19 protein-coding genes are annotated in these 20,105 nt (G+C 32.2%); 8 read left to right on the top strand and 11 right to left on the bottom strand.

Translation table 11 applies throughout. The features are described 5' to 3' along the window. Positions 1–182 precede the first annotated feature (182 nt). Entirely contained in the window at positions 183–320 is a 138-nt protein-coding gene (locus fad_RS09265; protein ID WP_155951115.1) for a hypothetical protein, read from the top strand. Between the two features lie 381 nt (positions 321–701). Here the strand turns inward: fad_RS09265 and fad_RS04380 are convergent, their stop codons facing one another. Beyond that, positions 702–1,523, bottom strand: coding sequence for a hypothetical protein (locus fad_RS04380; protein ID WP_081142123.1), 822 nt, complete (start codon positions 1,521–1,523; stop codon positions 702–704). Between the two features lie 443 nt (positions 1,524–1,966). On the opposite strand from fad_RS04380, the gene fad_RS04375 reads away from it, so the two are divergent. Further along, entirely contained in the window at positions 1,967–2,644 is a 678-nt protein-coding gene (locus fad_RS04375) for a DUF4145 domain-containing protein (protein WP_081142121.1), read from the top strand. A gap of 276 nt (positions 2,645–2,920) precedes the next feature. Here the strand turns inward: fad_RS04375 and fad_RS04370 are convergent, their stop codons facing one another. From fad_RS04370 to fad_RS04330, 8 genes are all read right to left on the bottom strand, one after another. After that, positions 2,921–3,550, bottom strand: coding sequence for a hypothetical protein (locus fad_RS04370; protein ID WP_155951114.1), 630 nt, complete (start codon positions 3,548–3,550; stop codon positions 2,921–2,923). Between the two features lie 373 nt (positions 3,551–3,923). Then, a complete protein-coding gene (locus fad_RS04360) occupies positions 3,924–4,133 on the bottom strand; it encodes a hypothetical protein (protein ID WP_155951113.1) in 210 nt (69 codons plus the stop codon). Positions 4,134–4,429: 296 nt separating this feature from the next. Beyond that, on the bottom strand, positions 4,430–5,065 hold the full coding sequence (locus fad_RS04355; protein WP_081142114.1) for a VTT domain-containing protein: 636 nt from the start codon (positions 5,063–5,065) through the stop codon (positions 4,430–4,432). Positions 5,066–5,114: 49 nt separating this feature from the next. Continuing rightward, complete coding sequence (locus fad_RS04350) at positions 5,115–6,293, bottom strand: transposase (protein WP_009886499.1); 1,179 nt, start codon at positions 6,291–6,293, stop codon at positions 5,115–5,117. A 465-nt stretch (positions 6,294–6,758) separates the two neighbouring features. After that, positions 6,759–7,148 carry a DUF6527 family protein gene (locus fad_RS04345; protein ID WP_196795627.1) on the bottom strand — a complete coding sequence of 130 codons (390 nt, stop codon included), beginning with the start codon at positions 7,146–7,148 and terminating at the stop codon, positions 6,759–6,761. Further along, on the bottom strand, positions 7,135–8,319 hold the full coding sequence (locus fad_RS04340; protein ID WP_081142112.1) for a ThiF family adenylyltransferase: 1,185 nt from the start codon (positions 8,317–8,319) through the stop codon (positions 7,135–7,137). The genes fad_RS04345 and fad_RS04340 overlap by 14 nt, the downstream gene beginning before the upstream one ends. Continuing rightward, positions 8,294–8,542, bottom strand: coding sequence for a multiubiquitin domain-containing protein (locus tag fad_RS04335; RefSeq protein ID WP_081142110.1), 249 nt, complete (start codon positions 8,540–8,542; stop codon positions 8,294–8,296). The genes fad_RS04340 and fad_RS04335 overlap by 26 nt, the downstream gene beginning before the upstream one ends. Positions 8,543–8,858: 316 nt before the next feature. Then, positions 8,859–9,914, bottom strand: a complete 1,056-nt coding sequence (locus fad_RS04330) for a glucose-1-phosphate thymidylyltransferase (protein ID WP_081142108.1) — start codon at positions 9,912–9,914, stop codon at positions 8,859–8,861. 101 nt (positions 9,915–10,015) lie between these two features. Between fad_RS04330 and fad_RS04325 the strand changes: the two genes are divergently transcribed. Next, positions 10,016–10,843 carry an SDR family oxidoreductase gene (locus fad_RS04325; RefSeq protein WP_081142106.1) on the top strand — a complete coding sequence of 276 codons (828 nt, stop codon included), beginning with the start codon at positions 10,016–10,018 and terminating at the stop codon, positions 10,841–10,843. Between the two features lie 19 nt (positions 10,844–10,862). Beyond that, on the top strand, positions 10,863–11,846 hold the full coding sequence (gene rfbB / locus fad_RS04320) for a dTDP-glucose 4,6-dehydratase (RefSeq protein ID WP_081142105.1): 984 nt from the start codon (positions 10,863–10,865) through the stop codon (positions 11,844–11,846). On the opposite strand, the gene rfbC is transcribed toward rfbB, so the two are convergent. Then, on the bottom strand, positions 11,843–12,382 hold the full coding sequence (rfbC, locus tag fad_RS04315) for a dTDP-4-dehydrorhamnose 3,5-epimerase (RefSeq protein WP_081142103.1): 540 nt from the start codon (positions 12,380–12,382) through the stop codon (positions 11,843–11,845). The two genes, rfbB and rfbC, sit on opposite strands and share 4 nt — an antisense overlap. A gap of 167 nt (positions 12,383–12,549) precedes the next feature. Here rfbC and fad_RS04310 point away from each other — a divergent pair, with 167 nt between their 5' ends. From fad_RS04310 to fad_RS04290, 4 genes are all read left to right on the top strand, one after another. Further along, complete coding sequence (locus tag fad_RS04310; RefSeq protein WP_081142102.1) at positions 12,550–14,214, top strand: DUF2079 domain-containing protein; 1,665 nt, start codon at positions 12,550–12,552, stop codon at positions 14,212–14,214. Between the two features lie 550 nt (positions 14,215–14,764). Continuing rightward, positions 14,765–15,403, top strand: a complete 639-nt coding sequence (locus fad_RS04300) for a glycosyltransferase (protein WP_196795625.1) — start codon at positions 14,765–14,767, stop codon at positions 15,401–15,403. Between the two features lie 287 nt (positions 15,404–15,690). Continuing rightward, a complete protein-coding gene (locus fad_RS04295; RefSeq protein WP_081142096.1) occupies positions 15,691–16,761 on the top strand; it encodes a glycosyltransferase in 1,071 nt (356 codons plus the stop codon). 82 nt (positions 16,762–16,843) lie between these two features. Further along, positions 16,844–19,306 (top strand): DUF2079 domain-containing protein, encoded by a 2,463-nt coding sequence (locus fad_RS04290; RefSeq protein WP_196795624.1) that lies wholly within the window; start codon positions 16,844–16,846, stop codon positions 19,304–19,306. 51 nt (positions 19,307–19,357) lie between these two features. Here fad_RS04290 and fad_RS04285 read toward each other — a convergent pair whose 3' ends face one another. Continuing rightward, positions 19,358–20,098 carry a glycosyltransferase gene (locus tag fad_RS04285; RefSeq protein ID WP_081142093.1) on the bottom strand — a complete coding sequence of 247 codons (741 nt, stop codon included), beginning with the start codon at positions 20,096–20,098 and terminating at the stop codon, positions 19,358–19,360. Positions 20,099–20,105: the final 7 nt, after the last annotated feature.

The raw sequence follows: 20,105 nt of genomic DNA, 5'->3' as shown, positions 1-20,105 counted from the left end.
AAAATAGCAAGATAAATTATCATCACCAGTAGCAATCCTCAAATTAATAAGCTTTAGGATTTGGATTGGAGTAAAGAAATCCAATAGAAAAAAGAAGGGTAAAGGATAAATTATATCTGTATCTGTTCAAAAAATAATTATATAATTAGAAATATTTAAATATTACTATGAAATACAACTTTATGAGTAACAGTAATTTAAAGATAGTTGGAATATTCGTTGGTGGCCTCATTGGTCATGCTATAGGCAAAGAAGAGGGTGTACTACCTGGCATGATTGCTGGCTTTGTTGTCGGCCATTTAATAGACTCCTTTATTTAAAATTGGAGATGGATACCCCAATCTACTGCGAGAAAAAAAATTGTATATAGTATTCACAAATTATGTAATCTGTACTGTAATTTTTATTTTGTTGAGCAAAACTCATCTATTCATATATATACAATTTAGAAGGGAAAGAGTACACGTGATTTGTCTATTTATTACCTTATGCCAAAATCTTGATTTAAACAAATTTTAATATTCTGCTTCTACTGAATAAGTAATTATACCACTTATTCTACCATTTTTCCCTGCACTTGCAGAATAATTACTACTATGTCGGTTTAAAAATAACAGCAAGGAACTTTTAAATTATTTGCCCTTGTCATGTCCAGCCATAAATTATTTGGCATATCATAATTTTTGTGAGTATATATTGTTTCAGTCAGATATACTTTCTATGTAAGATATGAGCTTCTGGCAAGCGTTTATGAATGCACCCAATTCTTCAATGTCATGACTTTGCTTTTCTATCATCTGATAGTTGGAATGCATTATATCATTCCTGAGGGCATAATATGACTTTATTGTATTATCACTAAGAACCACACATTTTTTGAATTCTTTGAACCGTTCATCATTAAGCATTAAACTAAGTTCTCTAAACAATATGAGTTCATCATCAAAATCTAGTTCATCGAGTAAATTTGTCTCAATTTTTGCGCGCATTTTCTTTATAAGATAGCTTTTCGCCCGGCTGATATTTATTTTAATAGAGCTTCTGGTATTAATGTCTGTTAAGAGTTTCTCAATATCGCTATCGGCATTGCCATATGTATTCTTTTCTCTGGCATACTCACGTATTTTTATTTCGCAGTAAGCTATTAGAGTATAAATTCCTGGTAAAACTATTGGGTTATTAAGGTCAGAATAATGAACAATGTGTGTTATTTTATTGCCTGTTAAAACAAAATAGAACTTATTCGGATAAAGACTGCTCAAAGTTTTCAATATTCCAGTAGACTCTGAGACCAGGTCAGCCGGTATAATTTGTACTATTTTATCCTCATTTGAGTCATAATACTCTTTAATATTGCCATCTTTATCTTCAATTGGAACTCTATCAAAATCCCATAGCACATGAACCTGCTTTGCTTTTTCCTCATTCTTGGCGCTAACTATTTTATTGGAGATATCTACTATCTTAAACATTTCATTAATCCTGGACAATAGATAATCGGATTCAATTTTATTTTCTGTCATTTCATATTCACCCTTGTCTTATTATAAACATTAAATGTTTTTCCTTTTTTAATCTTTCCCTTGTTGATTCGATAATATTCTATTTTAACAATCACCACAGCGTTTTGTCTAAATATACACTCTAGCGTTATCAATGAATCCAATCATTAAATAACAAGAACGTGTGCTTCTTCTGAGTACCGGGATAACAATATATGTAATGTGAGGATACAAACATACACAATATAGAAATCAGAGATATTGATAAAAGAGTTAGGATATAACCTTTTATAATACATTCAGAGAAATGAACATATACCAAACAGCAACAATTAAATGAGAGAAATTGAAAAAAGACATACTTGATAAATATGCTATATTATTGGTGCGTTCTATATTAGTCCTCTGTATTGCAACCTACGCTATTTAAAATATTAATAAATATCTACGCTCGATACACATATATGAAAGATAAGCCAAAATATTATAATTGTTTAGAACAAATAAAAAGTGGAATATACCTGAATAATACTCGCGGAGAAATAGGCAGAAAGGAAAGAGATTTCGAAGCTGATGAATTGCTAATAAAATATTTTAACAATTGCGACTTTGCCAGCATTGAATCGGACATTATTTTAACTGTATTCGAGGATACAACCACAACGTTAATTCAGGCCATAGAATCATATAGATATGGCCAATTTGATTCTTCTATGGTAATGGTTAGAAGTGCTATAGATGCAGCAACTTATGCTTCTATAACTATGGAACCGGTATATGATCATAATTTAAACAGATTAATTTCAATAAATCCTATTGATGGTATTACTAGTTATAAAAAATATAATAAAGTGGACAGAAGAATTAAAGAAATAATTGATAAAGGATTCTTAACCAATAATGAAACCGATGAACTCTTTAAGATTAGAGACGAAGGAAATTTTTCAGCTCATTATTTTAAGATTAATAAGGAACATTTTAATGATATTATAAAAATATATGGAACGAAACACGAATTACCGGAAGATTTGCCTAGACAATTTACAACAGAGAAAGATAATCAAAGTAGCCTGTTACGGGCTTTTGAGATAATAACAACATTACAGAATAATTATTTAAAATTCTATAAAATAATTTCCTGAAGTATACCAATTACGACATTGTCACATGCACAATAACCTTCATTGGACAAGACCCTAAAAAATGAGGATAGTGTACACTGAAATGATATAAAAAAGATATGGATGAAATATAAACCTCTGGGGAACTGAATTTGAAACGCAAATAGATAAGTGTTAAATCCTTATTTTCTTACCATCTACTTGATAAAATACCTGGAAAGGATGTTGAATTTGCTTAAATCATGGAACTTAAACCATAATCCCTATAAATTTACAGAGTTAAGGATTATGGATACATTATAATAAATATACTAAGCCAGTTACAAATAAGATACCCATCAATATTATTGATATTGCAGTCCATATTCTATAGTTGATGAATTTTGTTCTTAGCTGCGCAAAGCTAGTTGTTAAAATAAGAACTACCTCTACTTCCAGTATATCAAATAAATATGAGAAACTATTTAAATGTAATATTAGAAATAATAGTTCTGTAAATGGGAATAATAACATAAACATCAGTAATGACATTATTAGATATTTCTCATCCTTCTCTGGCGCTATAAAATAAGTATGATAAATATAATCGATATCGTAATTTATTTTTAAATTTTGAGATATAGAATATTGAAAAAAATGGGATTCCTTATTTATACGGAAATGGATTGTATAATCTGGCAATAATATAATGTTATCTGACTTTTTATAGGTACTTGATTTAGGTGGTGGAAGAAAAAACAAAATCTTTTTATTTTTGGTTATAGCAAATATAGGAAAATTTTCAACAGATAATCCCTCCGCCCAGTTTGCACCAATAGTTATAGTTTCCATATCGTAAAAAATGATTTTATCCTTTATGTTTTCATTCAAAAAGATGCCCAATTTTCTTCCTTTACCCTGTCTTCCCTGTTGTTTAACATATTTCATAGATAGTATCTGTTGGTCGCCTGGCGACAAGGGTTCATTTAAAATAATCCACAATAGGTAAATTTTATTATCTTTTACCTTATTAATTAGATCTTGACTAATCTCGCCTTTGGATTCTCATCTTTTTATTACCTCATATTTCGGCAGATATCCGATGTTTATATTGTGTTTATCCGAGATTCTTAGATTATCTCTAAACTCATCAATTTCCAGGATGATTTCCTTAATTTCTTTATTGTCTGTGTTTTGAAAAGTTAGTTCTTCTGTTATATATTTTCTGTCTTCTCGGGCAGGATGGTCATAATAAAACCTCCTAGTTAGTATTTGTAAATTTCCCGGAGAATAAAAAAGCAAATATTATCACTATAAAGACTTATTTCTTATCTACAGTACACTGGTATACCAATTTGCCTGTTATTAAATCTACAGATGGCACACACTGCTCACCCATTTTAGGCTTATTTCTTATTTTAACACTATTAGCATTAAGCAATAAAGTTACAATCTTATTTACATCGGAAACAGAATAATTATTAACAGCTTCTTTTTTGGTATGTTCCTTTATATTCTTCAGTATTCCCATTTTCCCCCCTTTTAAAATTATACAGTATGCGTACTCCAATACTTTATAATGCATCTGCAACAAAACATCGCATAGTTATATATAAAATATGGCATATAAACTATGTATATAGATATTGGAAATTGATATACTTTTAGATATTTTTCCGTATGTTCTCTTTTTTATCTAAACCTTTGTAAGAAAAATTGGTATTTCTATACCAATATAACTCTTTTTCTATATTGTGGTGTTTATACAGGAACTCGATTCGTGATATTATAATGTAAAGTGGCAAATAATTATAATTTACATTTTCCTTACTGCAATTTCTGTTTTCTGGATTTCACGGAAGCATGTTTGTCAATATATTTTTTCCAATCTATGCGATTTATAATATAGGTTATAAGCACAGCCAGGATTGCAAATATTATTCCTATTATAATAATTTCTATTGTGCTATATTTATCTTCTCCAAGGATCAGGGAGCCAAACACAGAATGAGATAATATGCCTGCACCAAGAACTGTTAGGGCAGTAATTACAGTTTTTCCAGCAAGCAGTGCAGTGAAAAAATGTATTCTACTGTATCTTGCAATTCCAAGTGGAACGTAAACAATATCGTCTGGAGATGGAGTACTTGCCACTATAAACACTGCAATCCAGGCGTATCTGGAAACAAGCGTTTGAAAGGCAGTAAGGTTTTCCCTGGTTTTAGTCTTTGTAATCGCAGCTCCACTGTAAAATGACTGGAAAAGGGCCATTTTTCCAATTGTTGCACCACCGGTGCTTGATAATATCAATAGTCCTGGATCAAATCTTCCGCTTAAAGCAGCAAATAGTATAACAAAAAGATAAGGTACCGGTATAAAAATTATAAGGCTGGATAACAGGCTTAAAACGAATATGCCTATATATCCAAGTGAAGAAAAAAATGCATACGGTAAAAGCGCCACTACAATCTGTATAGCATGAATTTTAGCTTAATAACTCGAGTTTTGCGATTTAACTATTAATTGCACCTCCATAAATATTTCTTGTTGACCTGTATGGCTCTTCAATTGACTTCAGTATAGCATCCAGGAATGATCTCCCTTTATTCTCTATTGCTTTGAACAGATCTGTTAAAATGCTTATAGCCACTTGCTTATGCCTGGGTTCAGGTGTTCCTTTCCTGATTTTTAAATGGTTCCCCATGGAATTGATTGCAGAGATTTCGAGAAGCAGCTCACCCAGAAGGCTCATCTTCGCCGTACCAAGCAAAGTGGCATGTTTCCTCTGATAGAGATGCTTTAGCCCGTCCTGCTTTAATTCCTCATGGAATACTTCTATGTCCCATCTTCTCAGGTATTTCCCTATTATTGTTTTAACTTTCCAGTCTGTCCTGTTCGTAACAAAGAACTTTAAAGAGTTTATTCTCCTTGATACTATTACTTTTACAATACCTGCATTTTTCATTCTGGTGGTTATTGCCTTCATGAAATATGTTTTTCCATTTACTGTGTATGATTTCATAGATTTCAGATCAAGTGTATTTGCATAATCCCTCAGCCTGATCCATTTCCCATCAATGCATACTGTCCTGTTTGACTTTGCTTCACTTACGTAATCTTTTCCCATACTTTCAAGGAATTTTACCAGTTTTGATGAAAAGTACCAGGAATCAAATACAACTGTACTAAACCTCAATCCTGCACCCATAGCTTTTTTTATTGTATTTATCTGCAGGTCTATCTTCGAATCATCTGTTTTAAGTTCCATGGATAATGGGAATATCCCTTCATTGCCTGATATTACAGAGGTAGTGTATTGCATACCATATACAGTTTTTCCCTGTGAATGGTCGTAGATCCACTGTGCTCCATCTATATGCTTTCCATTCCTCTGGAGTATTGTGTCATCCAGGGAGAGAACAGGACCAGAACAATTCCTGTTGATTAAGGAACATGATATATTGAATATGCCATCAGCAGGTATATTCCTTAAAAACCTGTTAAGGTTTGACTGGTTTGTATGTTCTACAAATATTCCATTTAAATGTGCTGATGACCTTGTTGAAGATGCTATTCCAGAGACTATGTACCTGCAGAATTGCCTGAACTGCCTCCTGCCAAATAATGGCCTGAATTCTAAAAGGAGTCTATTCAATACATCAGGTGAATCTACAACAGGTATATCGATCATAATATTAAATAGTGAAAATATAGATAAAATTTACCAAAACGCAAAACTCGAGTTAATAATTATATGTATTTCTTTAAAAGTTTAGCCATTTGAGTTAACCAGTATTTAATATACCTTTAAGTTCCCCTTTCCTCCTGTAATACTTCAGTACACTGTATATCTCTGTAAAATGATATGCTTCAGTCTGTCAACTTGAATTGCATAATATCTTGCGGTATATTACTATTGGCCTTATTGTTTGTATAGTCTTTGGAGCTGCCGATTAAAAAATAAATAAATTACCAAATTTGCGCATTAAATGATTATTTACAAAACCCTGAGATGTTCTAAAAGTCAATCCATTATTTACACAACGATTATAGTCTGTATAACAATATTTTATAGGATTATGGCATAAAGCAAGTCCGTAAGCTTGGCGTGACAAACTGGAAATTTAGTTCTACTGGATGTTTCTACGGTTCAGCATTACTTTAATCTATTTTTATCAACCTTATCTAAATTTTTCTTCTTATGTTTAAAATAATACGCCTTGTTGCTATCATCAATATCTTTTGCAAATTCGATTTCTTGTATATTCCATTTCCTGGCCCATACTATTCTGTTCTCACGTATCCAGTAATGTGATTCGCACGGTAGGCTCCAATTGCCTATCGATGGGTAAAGCGAGACAGATTCACCATTCCAAATAAGAGTCCAGTCTGTTGGTGTAATAGGAGTTACTACAATTTCACCGCAGCCAGAAGGGCACCTATGTGTAGCGGTGTTATAGCGAATGGATATATACAATACACCCTCTTTTATATCATCTGGAATAAATTCAACAAATTCAGGCCTGATTATCCTAATTTTTTTCATTATGCTCATCGTTATCTATACTATTCGTAATAATACCATATGTTGTGTTGTACTCATTTTCCCTATCAAAATAAAATCCTGACAATTTCTTCCATTTAATAACTGCAAAGGCTGCGTTCAGAGCATTAATCTCCGCTATTTGTATGTTGCTTTCATATTCATTGTTTCCATCTCCCTTGAAGTCGATTCGCTTTGTTATGTGCCCATTAAAATCAGGGGTACACGTTGTAACCCGTGCATTACCACCCAGAACGCCATCGGTATTATATATATCAATACCCGTGTCTATGAAAGGTATTTTATTTTCAAGTAAAAAATCAATTATAGCTTTCTTATTTTGTCCATCCATACAAAGAAATACAAAATTCATATCTTTTAGCTCACTTACATTATTTTCATCGAGGTATTGTGGATGTGGAAATATATTACGACGCATCTTAGAATATACTTCAGCAAACCGGTCAACTTTATGTTGCCTTTGTTTGAGGTCATCAATAGCGGGCGCACCCGGAGATCGGAAGGCGTTATGTTGAAGGAACTCATCTCCATCGAAGAGGTGAATCTCCTCTACAGGGGTTTTGGCTATAAAATCCAGAACGTAAGAACCGGTACCACCTAATCCTACGATAGCTATTTTACCAGTTTTCAACTTTTCATTTGCTGCAGAAATACCAGCACGGCTAGTTGCAGTATCTATATAGCAGAAAACTGAGGTATCTTTATCAGATGGAATTACTGGAAAAGTCCTGGCTGTCGCTTTTGGATCAATAACGTGAGCATAACCCTCAAGTATTTTAATATAGGTTGTAACTTTTTCATAGTAGTCATTATAGCCCTCAGGGCGCAGTTTCTGTGAGAATGAAAGAGTTGCATAAAGACCGTCACATATCTTCTCATTCTTGTTGGGGTCGTTTACTAGCATTGAAAGTTGTATCCCCTCTGAATTGCAAGGATAAGACCCTGCCCAGAGGGCAACATGACTTTTTGGTTTTACAGTTTTATCGCCAGCTATATCAAGAGTCGAAATAAGTGTTCCATATGCAATGTTCTTCGTACTGTCTACATACGGTACGTGCTTGACTAAAAGATAAGCATTTACAATACTTATTTCATAGCCCTCGTCTCTAAGTTGCTTCAGGTCAGCGCTATGACTTAAAAGTTCTGGTGACATCAAAAATCATACCACTTTTAATTGTTACTGACTGACCTTCAACCATAGTTCCCCGAGATTGCTCCTTTGTACCATGACTGTATTGTACTGTAAATACATCAGTAGGATTAGTTGTCTGTGGAAATGCCAAACTAACTATCTGTGCGTAGTTAATAGTGATTTCTTGCCAGGGTTTAGGTTTCCCATTCACTATAATTTCAAATTTCTTTTCTTCTCTCTCCATATTATTATCCTCCTATTTTTATATTGTAATATTAACTATATATAAAAGTTTTCTTTTATATTGGGATTTATAGTTCTAAACTCTATCTATATATGAACAGAAAGTGTCAAAGTTTGTTTATGGTGTGCGCCAGTTAAACAGGAAACTTAATAATAGCATTTCACATATTTTTCTATCCTGTAATATTGTTCACTTGGAATATCAGTCTATGACTTTGATATTAATGCAAAGAGCTCCTATCCTTTTATTCATACTGCAACATTTTACACTCCTCTCTTGAATGAAAGTATTGTATTATAAATATGAAAAATTTGTTTTAAATATATATCCTTGAATTCTCACCAAGCAATAAGCGTTTTCCAGCGGGTTTTAATAAATTTGCATTCATGATAACAGAATTCTCTCCAATTATGGAATCCACTATTGTATTTTCCGTATCTATATTTGAATTGTCCATTATTATGGAGTTCTCAATAGACGCTTTTTTTATTGTGCAGTTATCACCTATGCTGGTATACGGGCCTATAAATGTTTTATCCTGTATAACAGTATTATCTCCAATGATAGCTGGACCCCTGATAAGTGAATCATCTGACAGTACAACGTTTTTCCCAATTGCAACTTTTCCTTTTACATTGGCTCTTTCCTCAATGTTTCTTCCTCTATCCAGTATGAGCATATTAGCAGCAAGTATATCATCAACGGTGCCTGTATCTTTCCACCATCCATCTATTATATCGTATCCGATATTCTTATTATCCTTTAAGAGCAGCTGGATCGCTTCCGTAATTTCGTATTCATTCCTCCATGATGGTTTCAACTTTTTTATATAATCAAATATAAGTGGGGTGAAAAAGTATATGCCTGTAAGCACGTAATTGGATGGTGGGTTTTCTGGCTTCTCTACAAGATTTACAAGCTTATTATTACGGAACTCGGCAACGCCAAAATCCTTCGGGTGCATTGACTTTGTCAGGACAATAAAAGCATCATAATTATATTTTTCAAATTTATCCATAAACGTTTTAATTTTGCCCTCTATTAAATTATCCCCTAAAATAACTACAAATTTATCATTCCCCACAAAATTACTGGTTAAAGATATTGCGTTGGCGATACCGAGGGGCGCACCCTGATCTATGTATTGAATATTGCAGTTAAATTCAGATCCATCCCCATAGTAATCCTTTACCTTTTCAGGTGATATATCACCGAGTATCATACAGATATCATTTATTCCAGCATCTGTTAAATACTCCAGTACATACTGAGACATCGGCTTGTTTGCTATGGGTATCAACTGTTTTGGTCCTGTATGTGTTAATGGCCTCAATCTCGTGCCAGCACCGCCATGCAATATAATCCCTTTCATAAATTGGCTATATGTCTGATATATTTAACTATTTGTTACAATAAAGTTCTTAAAGTTACCAGGAATATAAACATAAATAAAATAATATTATAATGTTATTAATGAAAACTTTAATAATTGGTTCAGGTGGCCAGCTGGGAAAGGCATTATCATCTATTTTGGAAAATAGCATACCGCTTTCACATGATGACATAGATTTAAGGAATGTAAACAATATAGAAAATATTCTTGATAAATATGACTTTGATACAATAATTAACTGTGCAGCAATGACCAGTGTGGATAAATGTGAAACTGATATTGAAAGTGCATATTACATAAACGGTTTGTCTATGAAATATATTGCAAATTATTGCAGGGAGAACAATAAATACTTCATTCACGTTTCAACGGATTATGTTTTTACCGGTAATAAGGGAAATTATACTGAGGATGACATACCCTATCCCGTTAATTATTACGGCTTGTCAAAATTAATAGGCGATACTTATGTTAATTCTTATAAGGATTCGTTGATAATAAGGACTTCAGGCGTATATGGTTCAAAAAATAATTTTCCATTGTATGTAATAGACAGGTTAAGAAATAATCAAAAAGTAAATGCCTTTGACAATTATTATTCACCGGTAAATGCGAACGTGCTTGCATATTCAATCTTAAAAATAATAAATTTAAAGTTAACCGGAATTCTGAATATTTCCGGTGATAGATTCTCAAGGTATGAATTTGCATTAAAAATAGCCGATAAATTCGGGTTAAATGAAGCTCTAATAAATAAAACAGATTATAATTCTGTAAAATCTATTGCAAAGAGGCCATATGATTCATCATTAAATAATGAAAAGGCAAAGGGTATACTGAAATTCAACTTTGATGACCTTGATTATAATTTAAATGAGTTTAAAAAAAATATGGATAATTTAATTTAAAACCTATTGATTAACCCTTATGAAAACATTCCTGGTAACCGGTGGTGCTGGATTTATTGGATCTAATTTTATTAACTATCTGCATAATAATTATGAAGATTATATAATAAATCTGGATAAACTATCATATGGTTCAAATTTAAACAATATAAAAATTGATTCACGCTATAAATTTATTAAAAAATCCATAGGTGATGATATAACTGAAATAATTGATAATACAGATTACATAATAAATTTCGCAGCAGAATCACATGTGGATAGAAGCATAGCCAGTCCGGAGAGCTTCGTTTCAGAAAATATAAATGGCGTTCTTAATTTGCTGGAATGCATAAGAAAATCAAAGAATGACCCTGTATTGATTAATATAGGCACAGACGAGGAATATGGCGATACAATAAATGGATCTTTCACGGAACAGGATATGCTTAAGCCTTCATCGCCCTATTCTGCATCCAAGGCTGCTTCCTCGCTCCTTGCATTATCATATTTCAGGACATATGGAATAAAAACTATGGTAACAAGGACATCTAATAACTTCGGGAAATACCAGTTCCCTGAAAAATTAATTCCAAAAACAATTATAAGAAATCTATTAAACCTCGATATACCTTTATATGGCAATGGCAGGAATATAAGGGACTGGATTTATACAGAAGATAATGTCAGGGCTATACTGACTGTGCTATTCAAGGGAAAATATGGTGAAATTTATAATATTTCTTCAAATAATGAGCTGGAAAATATCGATATAGTGGAGAAAATATTTGATCTAATGGGGAAGAAAGGAAATATAAAGTATGTTTCCGACAGGCCAGGGCATGATGTGAGATATTCCATAAGATCAGATAAATTAAAAAATCTTGGATGGAAACCGGAATATAGTTTTATGGATGCCTTAAAATTAACTGTCGAATGGTACATCAACAATGAAAAATGGTGGAAACCATTGATTGGCAACAATACATTGTCTGAGGAGCCATGGAAATTAAAATGGGATTAAAAATCCAGGGCTAGCTCATTTAAATATTTTAATTTTTTATCCTTTTCTGATATTATTATGTTATCAGGCAGGCTTATGTTTAATTCTTTATCATCATACCTTATTCCAGAATCAAGGGACTGGTTAAACTCGTTTGTGGTTAAATACAGCACATACGAATCTTCCAGGGCCAGAAAGCCATGTGCAAAGCCTTCAGGGATATATATCATTTTACCAGTGGTTATTTCATATTCTACATGGCTTTTAAACGATTTTGAGCTTTTCCTTAAATTTATTCCGTAATCAATTATTTTGCCTGATACTACCGTAATTAACTTTCCCTGCGGTGCAGGATTTAACTGGAAGTGGAATCCACGAAAAACATTCTTTTTGGAGAACGATAGGTTTACCTGTGCAAACTTATTCTGTATATTTAAATCTTTTAAAATTTTCTCCCTGTATACTTCTTCAAAGAATCCCCTGTTATCTTCGAACTTTTTACTATTTACTATTTTTACATCTTTAATTAGAGGATCGGATGTAATTTCAAATGGCATTAGTTGTTATTAATCTGTATTTAATAAATTTATTGAAGCATTATTCAGTGCTTCTCCCCAATGTATTTCTCCATTCAGTATGACATAAAACTCAGTTATAAGAATTCTGATGCAGTTGCCGGCAGTAAAAGAATATATTAATTAATAATATTTACTTATAGATTTAGATGTTTTCGAACCTGCGAGAAAGAATACCTCAATACATTCGTGATCATAAAAAAGATTTTCTGGCCTTTTCAATAGCCCTTGCGTTCTTCATAGTATTTTCCATATTTTCTATCCTTCAGTATTATTCGCTGGGAACATCAGCCCTTGATTTAGGAATTAATGCACAGAGCCTCTATACTTTTATTCACGAAGGGATGTTTTACTCACCATTGCTAGGTGAAAATACACTGGCACAGCATTTCACAATTTTTAAATTTACCCAGGTGCCTATATATTACATATTCCCATCTCCACTTTCTCTAATGATATATGAAGACTTCTTTATTGTAATGGGGGGATACATAGTATATCTACTTTCAATGGAACTATTAAAAGACCATATAAAGTCCATGAAGTTGCTTTATCTGGTATCAATCGGCTTTTTATTAGCTTATGAATTTTCTCCATTTACAGAAAGCCTCATATCATTTTCATTCCACAATATGGCATTTCTCCCGTTCTTCTTTTTACTTGCATTTTACGCTTTTTTAACAGAAAGGAGAGTACTTCAAATAATTTCCCTGGCGTTCATCATAAGCCTGCATGCCAATTTCATTTATATTGTTGCCATATTATTATTGTACGAATTTCTATTCCTCCACACATCAAGGGGAAAGAAAATTGGTACCTGGCTATCAGCAAAATCCAAACCAACCGGGATAAAGAATTTTAGCTACTTTATTATTTTCATTGCAATTTTGTATGTATATCTGATATTTGCAGATTTTATGAAAGCGGATATATCTGGAGTATCAGCATTCTCAGCATTGCCAACAACCGGTGAAGTGGGAACACCTGTGAGTTCACCATTTGCATTGTTATTATTGCTATTCCATAATCCTGGAGAATTTTCTTCAATTATAGGAACAAATGCTGGTGTAAAAATATTTTATCTTAATCTTTTATTCAAATCAAATATTTACCTTCCACTGTTTTCACCATTATCATTAATTCTTTTATTACCATATATTATGTATGCTGTGCCCTCCTCATACGCAGCATATTACCAGCTCGGTTACCAGTATTCTGCTATGGTATCAGGGGCGATATATATATCTGCAATCATAGGTACATATAATGTAATATCATTTGGAAAGTATATTTATAGGCACAATAAATCTATAAGGTTACGTGCTAAGAAAGTATCTGCAAAAATACATAATAACAATATATGGATACCTGTTATAAGTATATTGATAATCGTGGTGCTGGTTATATCTATACCATTCGGGTTATTATCACCCCCTGGCATGCAACACACAGATCACAGTACAATGAATGATATATTTGAGCAAAATTCTGGTGGGGCTGCTTCTTTTCTTATCAATGTTTCCAGTAATCTTCCTCCCAATTCATACATACTAACGCAAAACTCACTGATGCCATATTTTAGCAATGACATAAACGCCTATTCCACTCCCTGGTCTCCGGGATATTATAATATTCTCCCAGAATTTAGATACGTTGTTATACAGAACAATTCTTTCTGGGCTACCCAGGGAGAAAACCACTCTTTGCAAATTATTGTTAACAACGGTTTAATGAATGGCAATTATACAATAATAAACAGGTATAGTCCCGCAAATATAATGATTCTTGAGAACACACATAATATGCCAGCTTAAATTAAAAAATAAATGTAGGACAATACTTTAAAGCCTTAATTGCGAATAGAAAAGCTAACATGTGTGTGGTTATATCATTCTAAATTATGTCATATATAATGGAACAACCGCATATAATCATCGGAATGTTTTTTATATATTTCTTTCATAAGGAAGAGTGGTTACATATGTCACAACTGATTCAACATTAACCGGGGTAGGCAAATATGCACAGGACCTTTATCTTTTGCTAGCCCCGGAAAGCAAAATATACCAGTTTCTTTTTAACCACAAATTTTTAGATAGTTTTTATAAGCAACCGTATACCGGGTTTAAATCGCCCTTATTGAATTATGCCATATAGGGGCTGGCATTCAAATCAGGAATTAACCTTATAGATTATTCCAGTGATATAATACATATCACATCCCAGACTATAAAGCCTATTTTTAAAAATAAAAATATGGTAATTACAATCCATGATATCATTCCATTTCACAGGAATGTAGAAAATGACAACATGATGGAAAATATAAAGCAACATTTTATAAAAAAATATATTAGAGAATATATGAAATATGATAATATTGTCACACTGACATCGCACATCAAAAATCAAATAATATCGGAATTTAATGTAAACGAAAAAAATATTACTGTTATCCCACCTTACATTCCAGACTCATTTTTTCCATTATCCGGCAAAGAGCAATTACGGAAAGAGCTAGGACTTCCACTTGATAAAAGACTTATCTTATCTATATCATCCGACCAGCCGAGAAAGAATCTTCAAATGGTTAAACGTGTAATGGCTAATCTTGATGACTCGTTCAAACTTGTACGTGTAGGCACTCCGATAGGGGATAGCATTACTTTTAATAATGTAGATATTGTAAAACTCAATAAAATATATAACGCCTCAGACATGCTATTCCTCCCAACAAAAGAGGAAGGGTTTGGATATCCAGTAGTTGAGGCTTTTAGTACCGGTTTGCCTGTACTTTCATCAAACATAGATGTGCTTAAGGAGGTGACAAACGGGGCTGCATTGCTTATAAATCCCGAGGAATTAAAGGAAAATGTAGAAGGTGTATACAGTATAATGGATAATCATGAATATTATACAAAAAAAGGCTATGAAAGGGCAAAATATTACAGTTCTTCAGCTGTAAAGAAACAATTAGTTTCATATTACAACAGCATCCAATAAATACACAATTCAATTTATTTACAGAAATAATTGATGCTTAGAGAAAACTTTTTTTCTGTTTAATGTAAATATAAATAACAATACATGAATCGACATGAAAACATTATTAATTTGATCCTGAAGAAAAGAGTATCACAGAAAATTATGCAACTATAACTTCGCTGTGAAAATGTTTACATCCTTCCAACATTATATATATTATAGGAATCAAATCAATTCATTCGCCTTATCCTGTTAATCAATAAACAGAGCTAAATTGATTTATATCTAAACGGCATTAACTTTTAATGAAAGTCTTATTGATAGACGAATTTTCTAGAATTGGCGGTGGCCAGATTTTATCCAAACTCCTGCTGGACTATTTTAATAAAAATTATGGACAGACATATCTGGCTGTTGACAGGGAGCATACGCATATAGAATATGAAAATATAATACAAACTCCTTATTATTTCAGGGAAAACATGAAATTACCCTCTTTATATTATTATGTAGCGAAAACAAAAAAATTCTTAAAACACTATATAGATAACCAGTTCGATTTAGTATTCAATAACCACCCTAATATGTTCCTGTATAAAGCAGATATTAATGCTTTGCATGGATTTTCTTTTCTTGACCAGATAATTGATGAATATGGAAATATCAAGAATAAAATAATTTTTAATTTTATTAAAAAAAGTGGAATGTATAATTTATATAACAATGCTAATTTTTACGTTAATAGCAATTACACTCTGAAGATATCTAATAAACTGTTTCCTCTGTTGAATATAAAACCCGGCATTATGAAAGTCATATACATTCCCGTTGGCTATAAAGAAAAACCTGATTTAGCTTTTAAAGTCAAAAATTTAGTTATAAGTATCGGCAGGATAGATATACGCAAAAATTATGGAGAATTGTTTAAAATCGCTGTTAAGTTAAAAAATTATAGATTTATAATAGCAGGTGCACTTAACAGGGGAGACGAAGAATATTACAAAAATCTGATACAAAATAAACCAGATAATGTGGAAATCAAGGTAAATATAAATGAACATGATAAACTTGAATTATTAAAAAAAGCCTCAATATATATACATTTGAACAGGAAAGAGCATTACGGCATATCAATATTGGAAGCGATGTCATATGGAATAATTCCTGTTGTTCCTGAAAGTGGCGGGCCATGGGAGGATATAATAGAACACGGAAAGTATGGATATGGATTTAATAGCATTGATGAAGCGGTGGACCAGATAAAAAATATCGATTTTGACATTGTAAAAACTATAATGGATTTGATGTATAGGTTTTCATTTAAAAATTTTTATTATAATATGGATAATTTTGTAGAAGAAGTTCAAAATAGTTAAATAGTAATCATTATTAATGCAGATAGTGAGATACAGAATAAATTATTTTTATTTATTAATTTCGTTCACGGTTTTATGGATATTGATAAATTTATGGTATATAATCTTCAATGTATATAATTTAAACAATGGAGGAATAGTGGATACAACAACGTCATTGCAATCACTATTATCTGCGTTTTATCATCAGCCTTTTGTCAATACTGTTCCTGGTGGATCATATTTCAGTGTCCATGCTTCCGAAATATTAATATTGTTGTTACCATTCTTTGCTGTCTGGCATAGTTTCATAAATTTATATATTATCCAGAGTGTATTGATTTATTCTTCCAGCATACCCCTATTTTTGTTGGCGCAGAAGAAATTGCACAATGATAAAGCTTCTTTTTTAATGGCAATGGTTCTCTTGTTAAATCCATACATACATGACAATCCGTTTGAAACATTGACTTTATTCATGGGGTTTATAATCTATTCATATTATTTCTTCGATGCAAAGAGATACATAGCATTTGCAATAACATTTGTAATTGCCCTATCTACAATGGAGTTTAATCCCGTAATAGGCGGATTTTTTGGTCTTTATCTCATATTATTATTTTTATATGATAAAATCAAAATTTCCAGCATCAAAAATTTAATTAAAGAACCTGTAGAGCAGTTTAAAACAATAAAATCTCATTTGTCAGAACTTAAAAATTTACAATCCTATTTTTCTATTGGAATAATATTGCTGATAATCTCTGTAGCATTCTTTTACGGAGATAAATATTTAATACTATACTTTTCACACGGTTCACATGCCATAACAAGCAATATAGCTGGTTCCAATATTTCTTCTTTTTCGGCTATACTTAATGATTTTAAAACAGATATTTCATCAAAAATAGATAATTTAATGTATTTAAATGCCCCATTCCTCTTCCTGTCCTTCCTCAGCCCACTTGCATTCCTTGAATTGCCCTGGTTTTTAACATACTCCATATCAACATTTTCACCATACTGGAATATAGGTGTTTATTATGATTCATATATCATACCATTCGCCGCTATTTCTGCCATATTAGGCCTTTATAAAATACACAGTATGCTTGGAGAAGGCGAGAGGAAGAAAGTAGTAAACAGGATCGCCTATCTTGCTCTTGTAGTGACCTTGATATTATTGGTATCAAACGTAATAGCACCTATGGTAACCAATCCTGTTTCACCTGTAAACTCAAACGAGTATGGAGTTGACCAGCTTGCCTCCTTGATACCGGCAAATGCGAAAGTTACCACAGGAGTAAATGAATTGCCTATAGTTAGTTCTCATGCATATAATACATGGTTTTATGGCCCTGAAAATAATTATGTTCTTTTCAATATCACAAATCCACCGAACCTGAATAACTATGGATTTTTGGCAGCTTCAGGGTCATATGCACTTTATGAAAAAGGTTACACAGGAAAGCCGGAATTAAATAATTTGAATTACACTAAGGCAGAGGCGACGTATTACCCAGAAGAGCGATTAAATATAAATTTATTAAACAGCTACGTACCGCCCGGAAATAACAATATATCTTTACACCTGAGGTATTCCGGCAATGATGTCCATACCATAAATTCAAATGCTAATAAATCATTGTTCTTAAATGACAGCTATGCAATGGTATATCCATTTAAATTGAACAATTCTGAACAGCTGAGCAATATTGTCCTAGATTCACATATGACGTATGGTTACTATATCCTGCAGTCCATGATTACCACATCATTTCATGGAACGCAATTAAACAAATCATCAATAATTTCAACAGATAGTTACGGCCAGAACCAGTATAATATGATTGACGAGAATTTTAATTATAAAAATGTACAGCTAAATTCTAATAAAACCTACTATCTATGGTTATGGTCTTCAGGGGACCCGGGAGGATTGACATTTCCCGTTGAAAATACAACAAATTCACATTCCTATGTAGCAAAAATATATAATGGAACCGGCACAGATTCCTACGGATATTCTATCAGTAAAATATACAGCTCTACAGAAAAAAAATTAGCACCCAGATTAACCTTTGTTTTTAACTCAGATAAGATTCATAAAGCTTCAAACATATATGTGTCTATTGGCGGCAAGACAACTGAATTAAATGTAACAGGTAATTCTGTGTACCATTTCTCTACTGATGGAAAAGATATATACGTTAATTCCACCGTATTGAACGGGACACTGGGAATTTCATACACAGTTTCTGCCAGTAACGGTAGAGAAGTAGTAAATCCCCTTTTACAGCACCCTTACATAATTCTCGCATTTATTTTTATCGTATCTGTTTTTGTTTATCCTGTGAGTTCCCTGGTGAATAGAAATACAAATGGGTTAAATCTAAAATTGATTGAGATCTCTTTAATAATATCTATTATTGTGTTCTACTCAGTATTTACATTATATTATTATAGATTAATCAGTATAGATTTAATATACTTTAAAATAATAGGGATAGCCATTGCTATATCGTTCTTTTTATTTATATTAAGGTTCAATAAGAACAAACAATAATCTCAAATGAATACAATGCCATTACTACAATTTAATTTTATATTATATACATCACAAAATTGGTTTATAATTTCTTATCTCAACTCTTTTTGCCAATAATAATTCTATTATATAAACTCTTAAAAATTTTACACTGGACGTTACTTTTGATTTTCCATTTTCCCTTTCCGCAAATCGATAAGGTATTTCCTTTACCTTAACATTATTATTGCTAGCCCTTAAGAAAATACCTATCTCATAGCCTCTCCAGCCTTCGTCTATATCCAATTTCAGCCCTTTTCTAAAGCCAATATAACACGATATGGGGTCCTTTATCTGCCTGCTGCTTTTCAATAGTAGTTGTGCCATCAAAGATGCCCCACGTGATATAATGCCACGTATAGGTTTGCGATTTCCGGTACTGCCACCTTTAACGTATCTGCTGGCAATTACGATATCATTATGTTTCAATAAACTGTTATATATATTTAAGAGATATTTTGGGGGATGTTGCAAATCTGAATCCATAAGTATAATATATTTCCCATCTGCATTGTTTATTCCCTGGTATCTGGCTATAAGGGTTGATTTCTTGTATTCATTAAAAATATATTTTGATAATTTATTTTTATTGCAATACTCTATAATAAACTCTCTGGTTCCATCGCTACTGTTATCATCGACAAATAATAACTGATACTTTATTTTCGTATTTTTTAATATTGAATCGATATCAGAACAGAGCCGTGGAAGATTATCTATTTCGTTAAGAGTTGCTAAAACAATAGTTAAATCGATATCCTGAATTTCCATTTTAATA

This window comes from Ferroplasma acidiphilum (genome assembly GCF_002078355.1).
GTDB lineage: Archaea > Thermoplasmatota > Thermoplasmata > Thermoplasmatales > Thermoplasmataceae > Ferroplasma > Ferroplasma acidiphilum.
The sequence above is the reverse complement of the archived record's forward strand: the minus strand, read 5'-3'. Positions and strand labels throughout refer to the sequence as shown.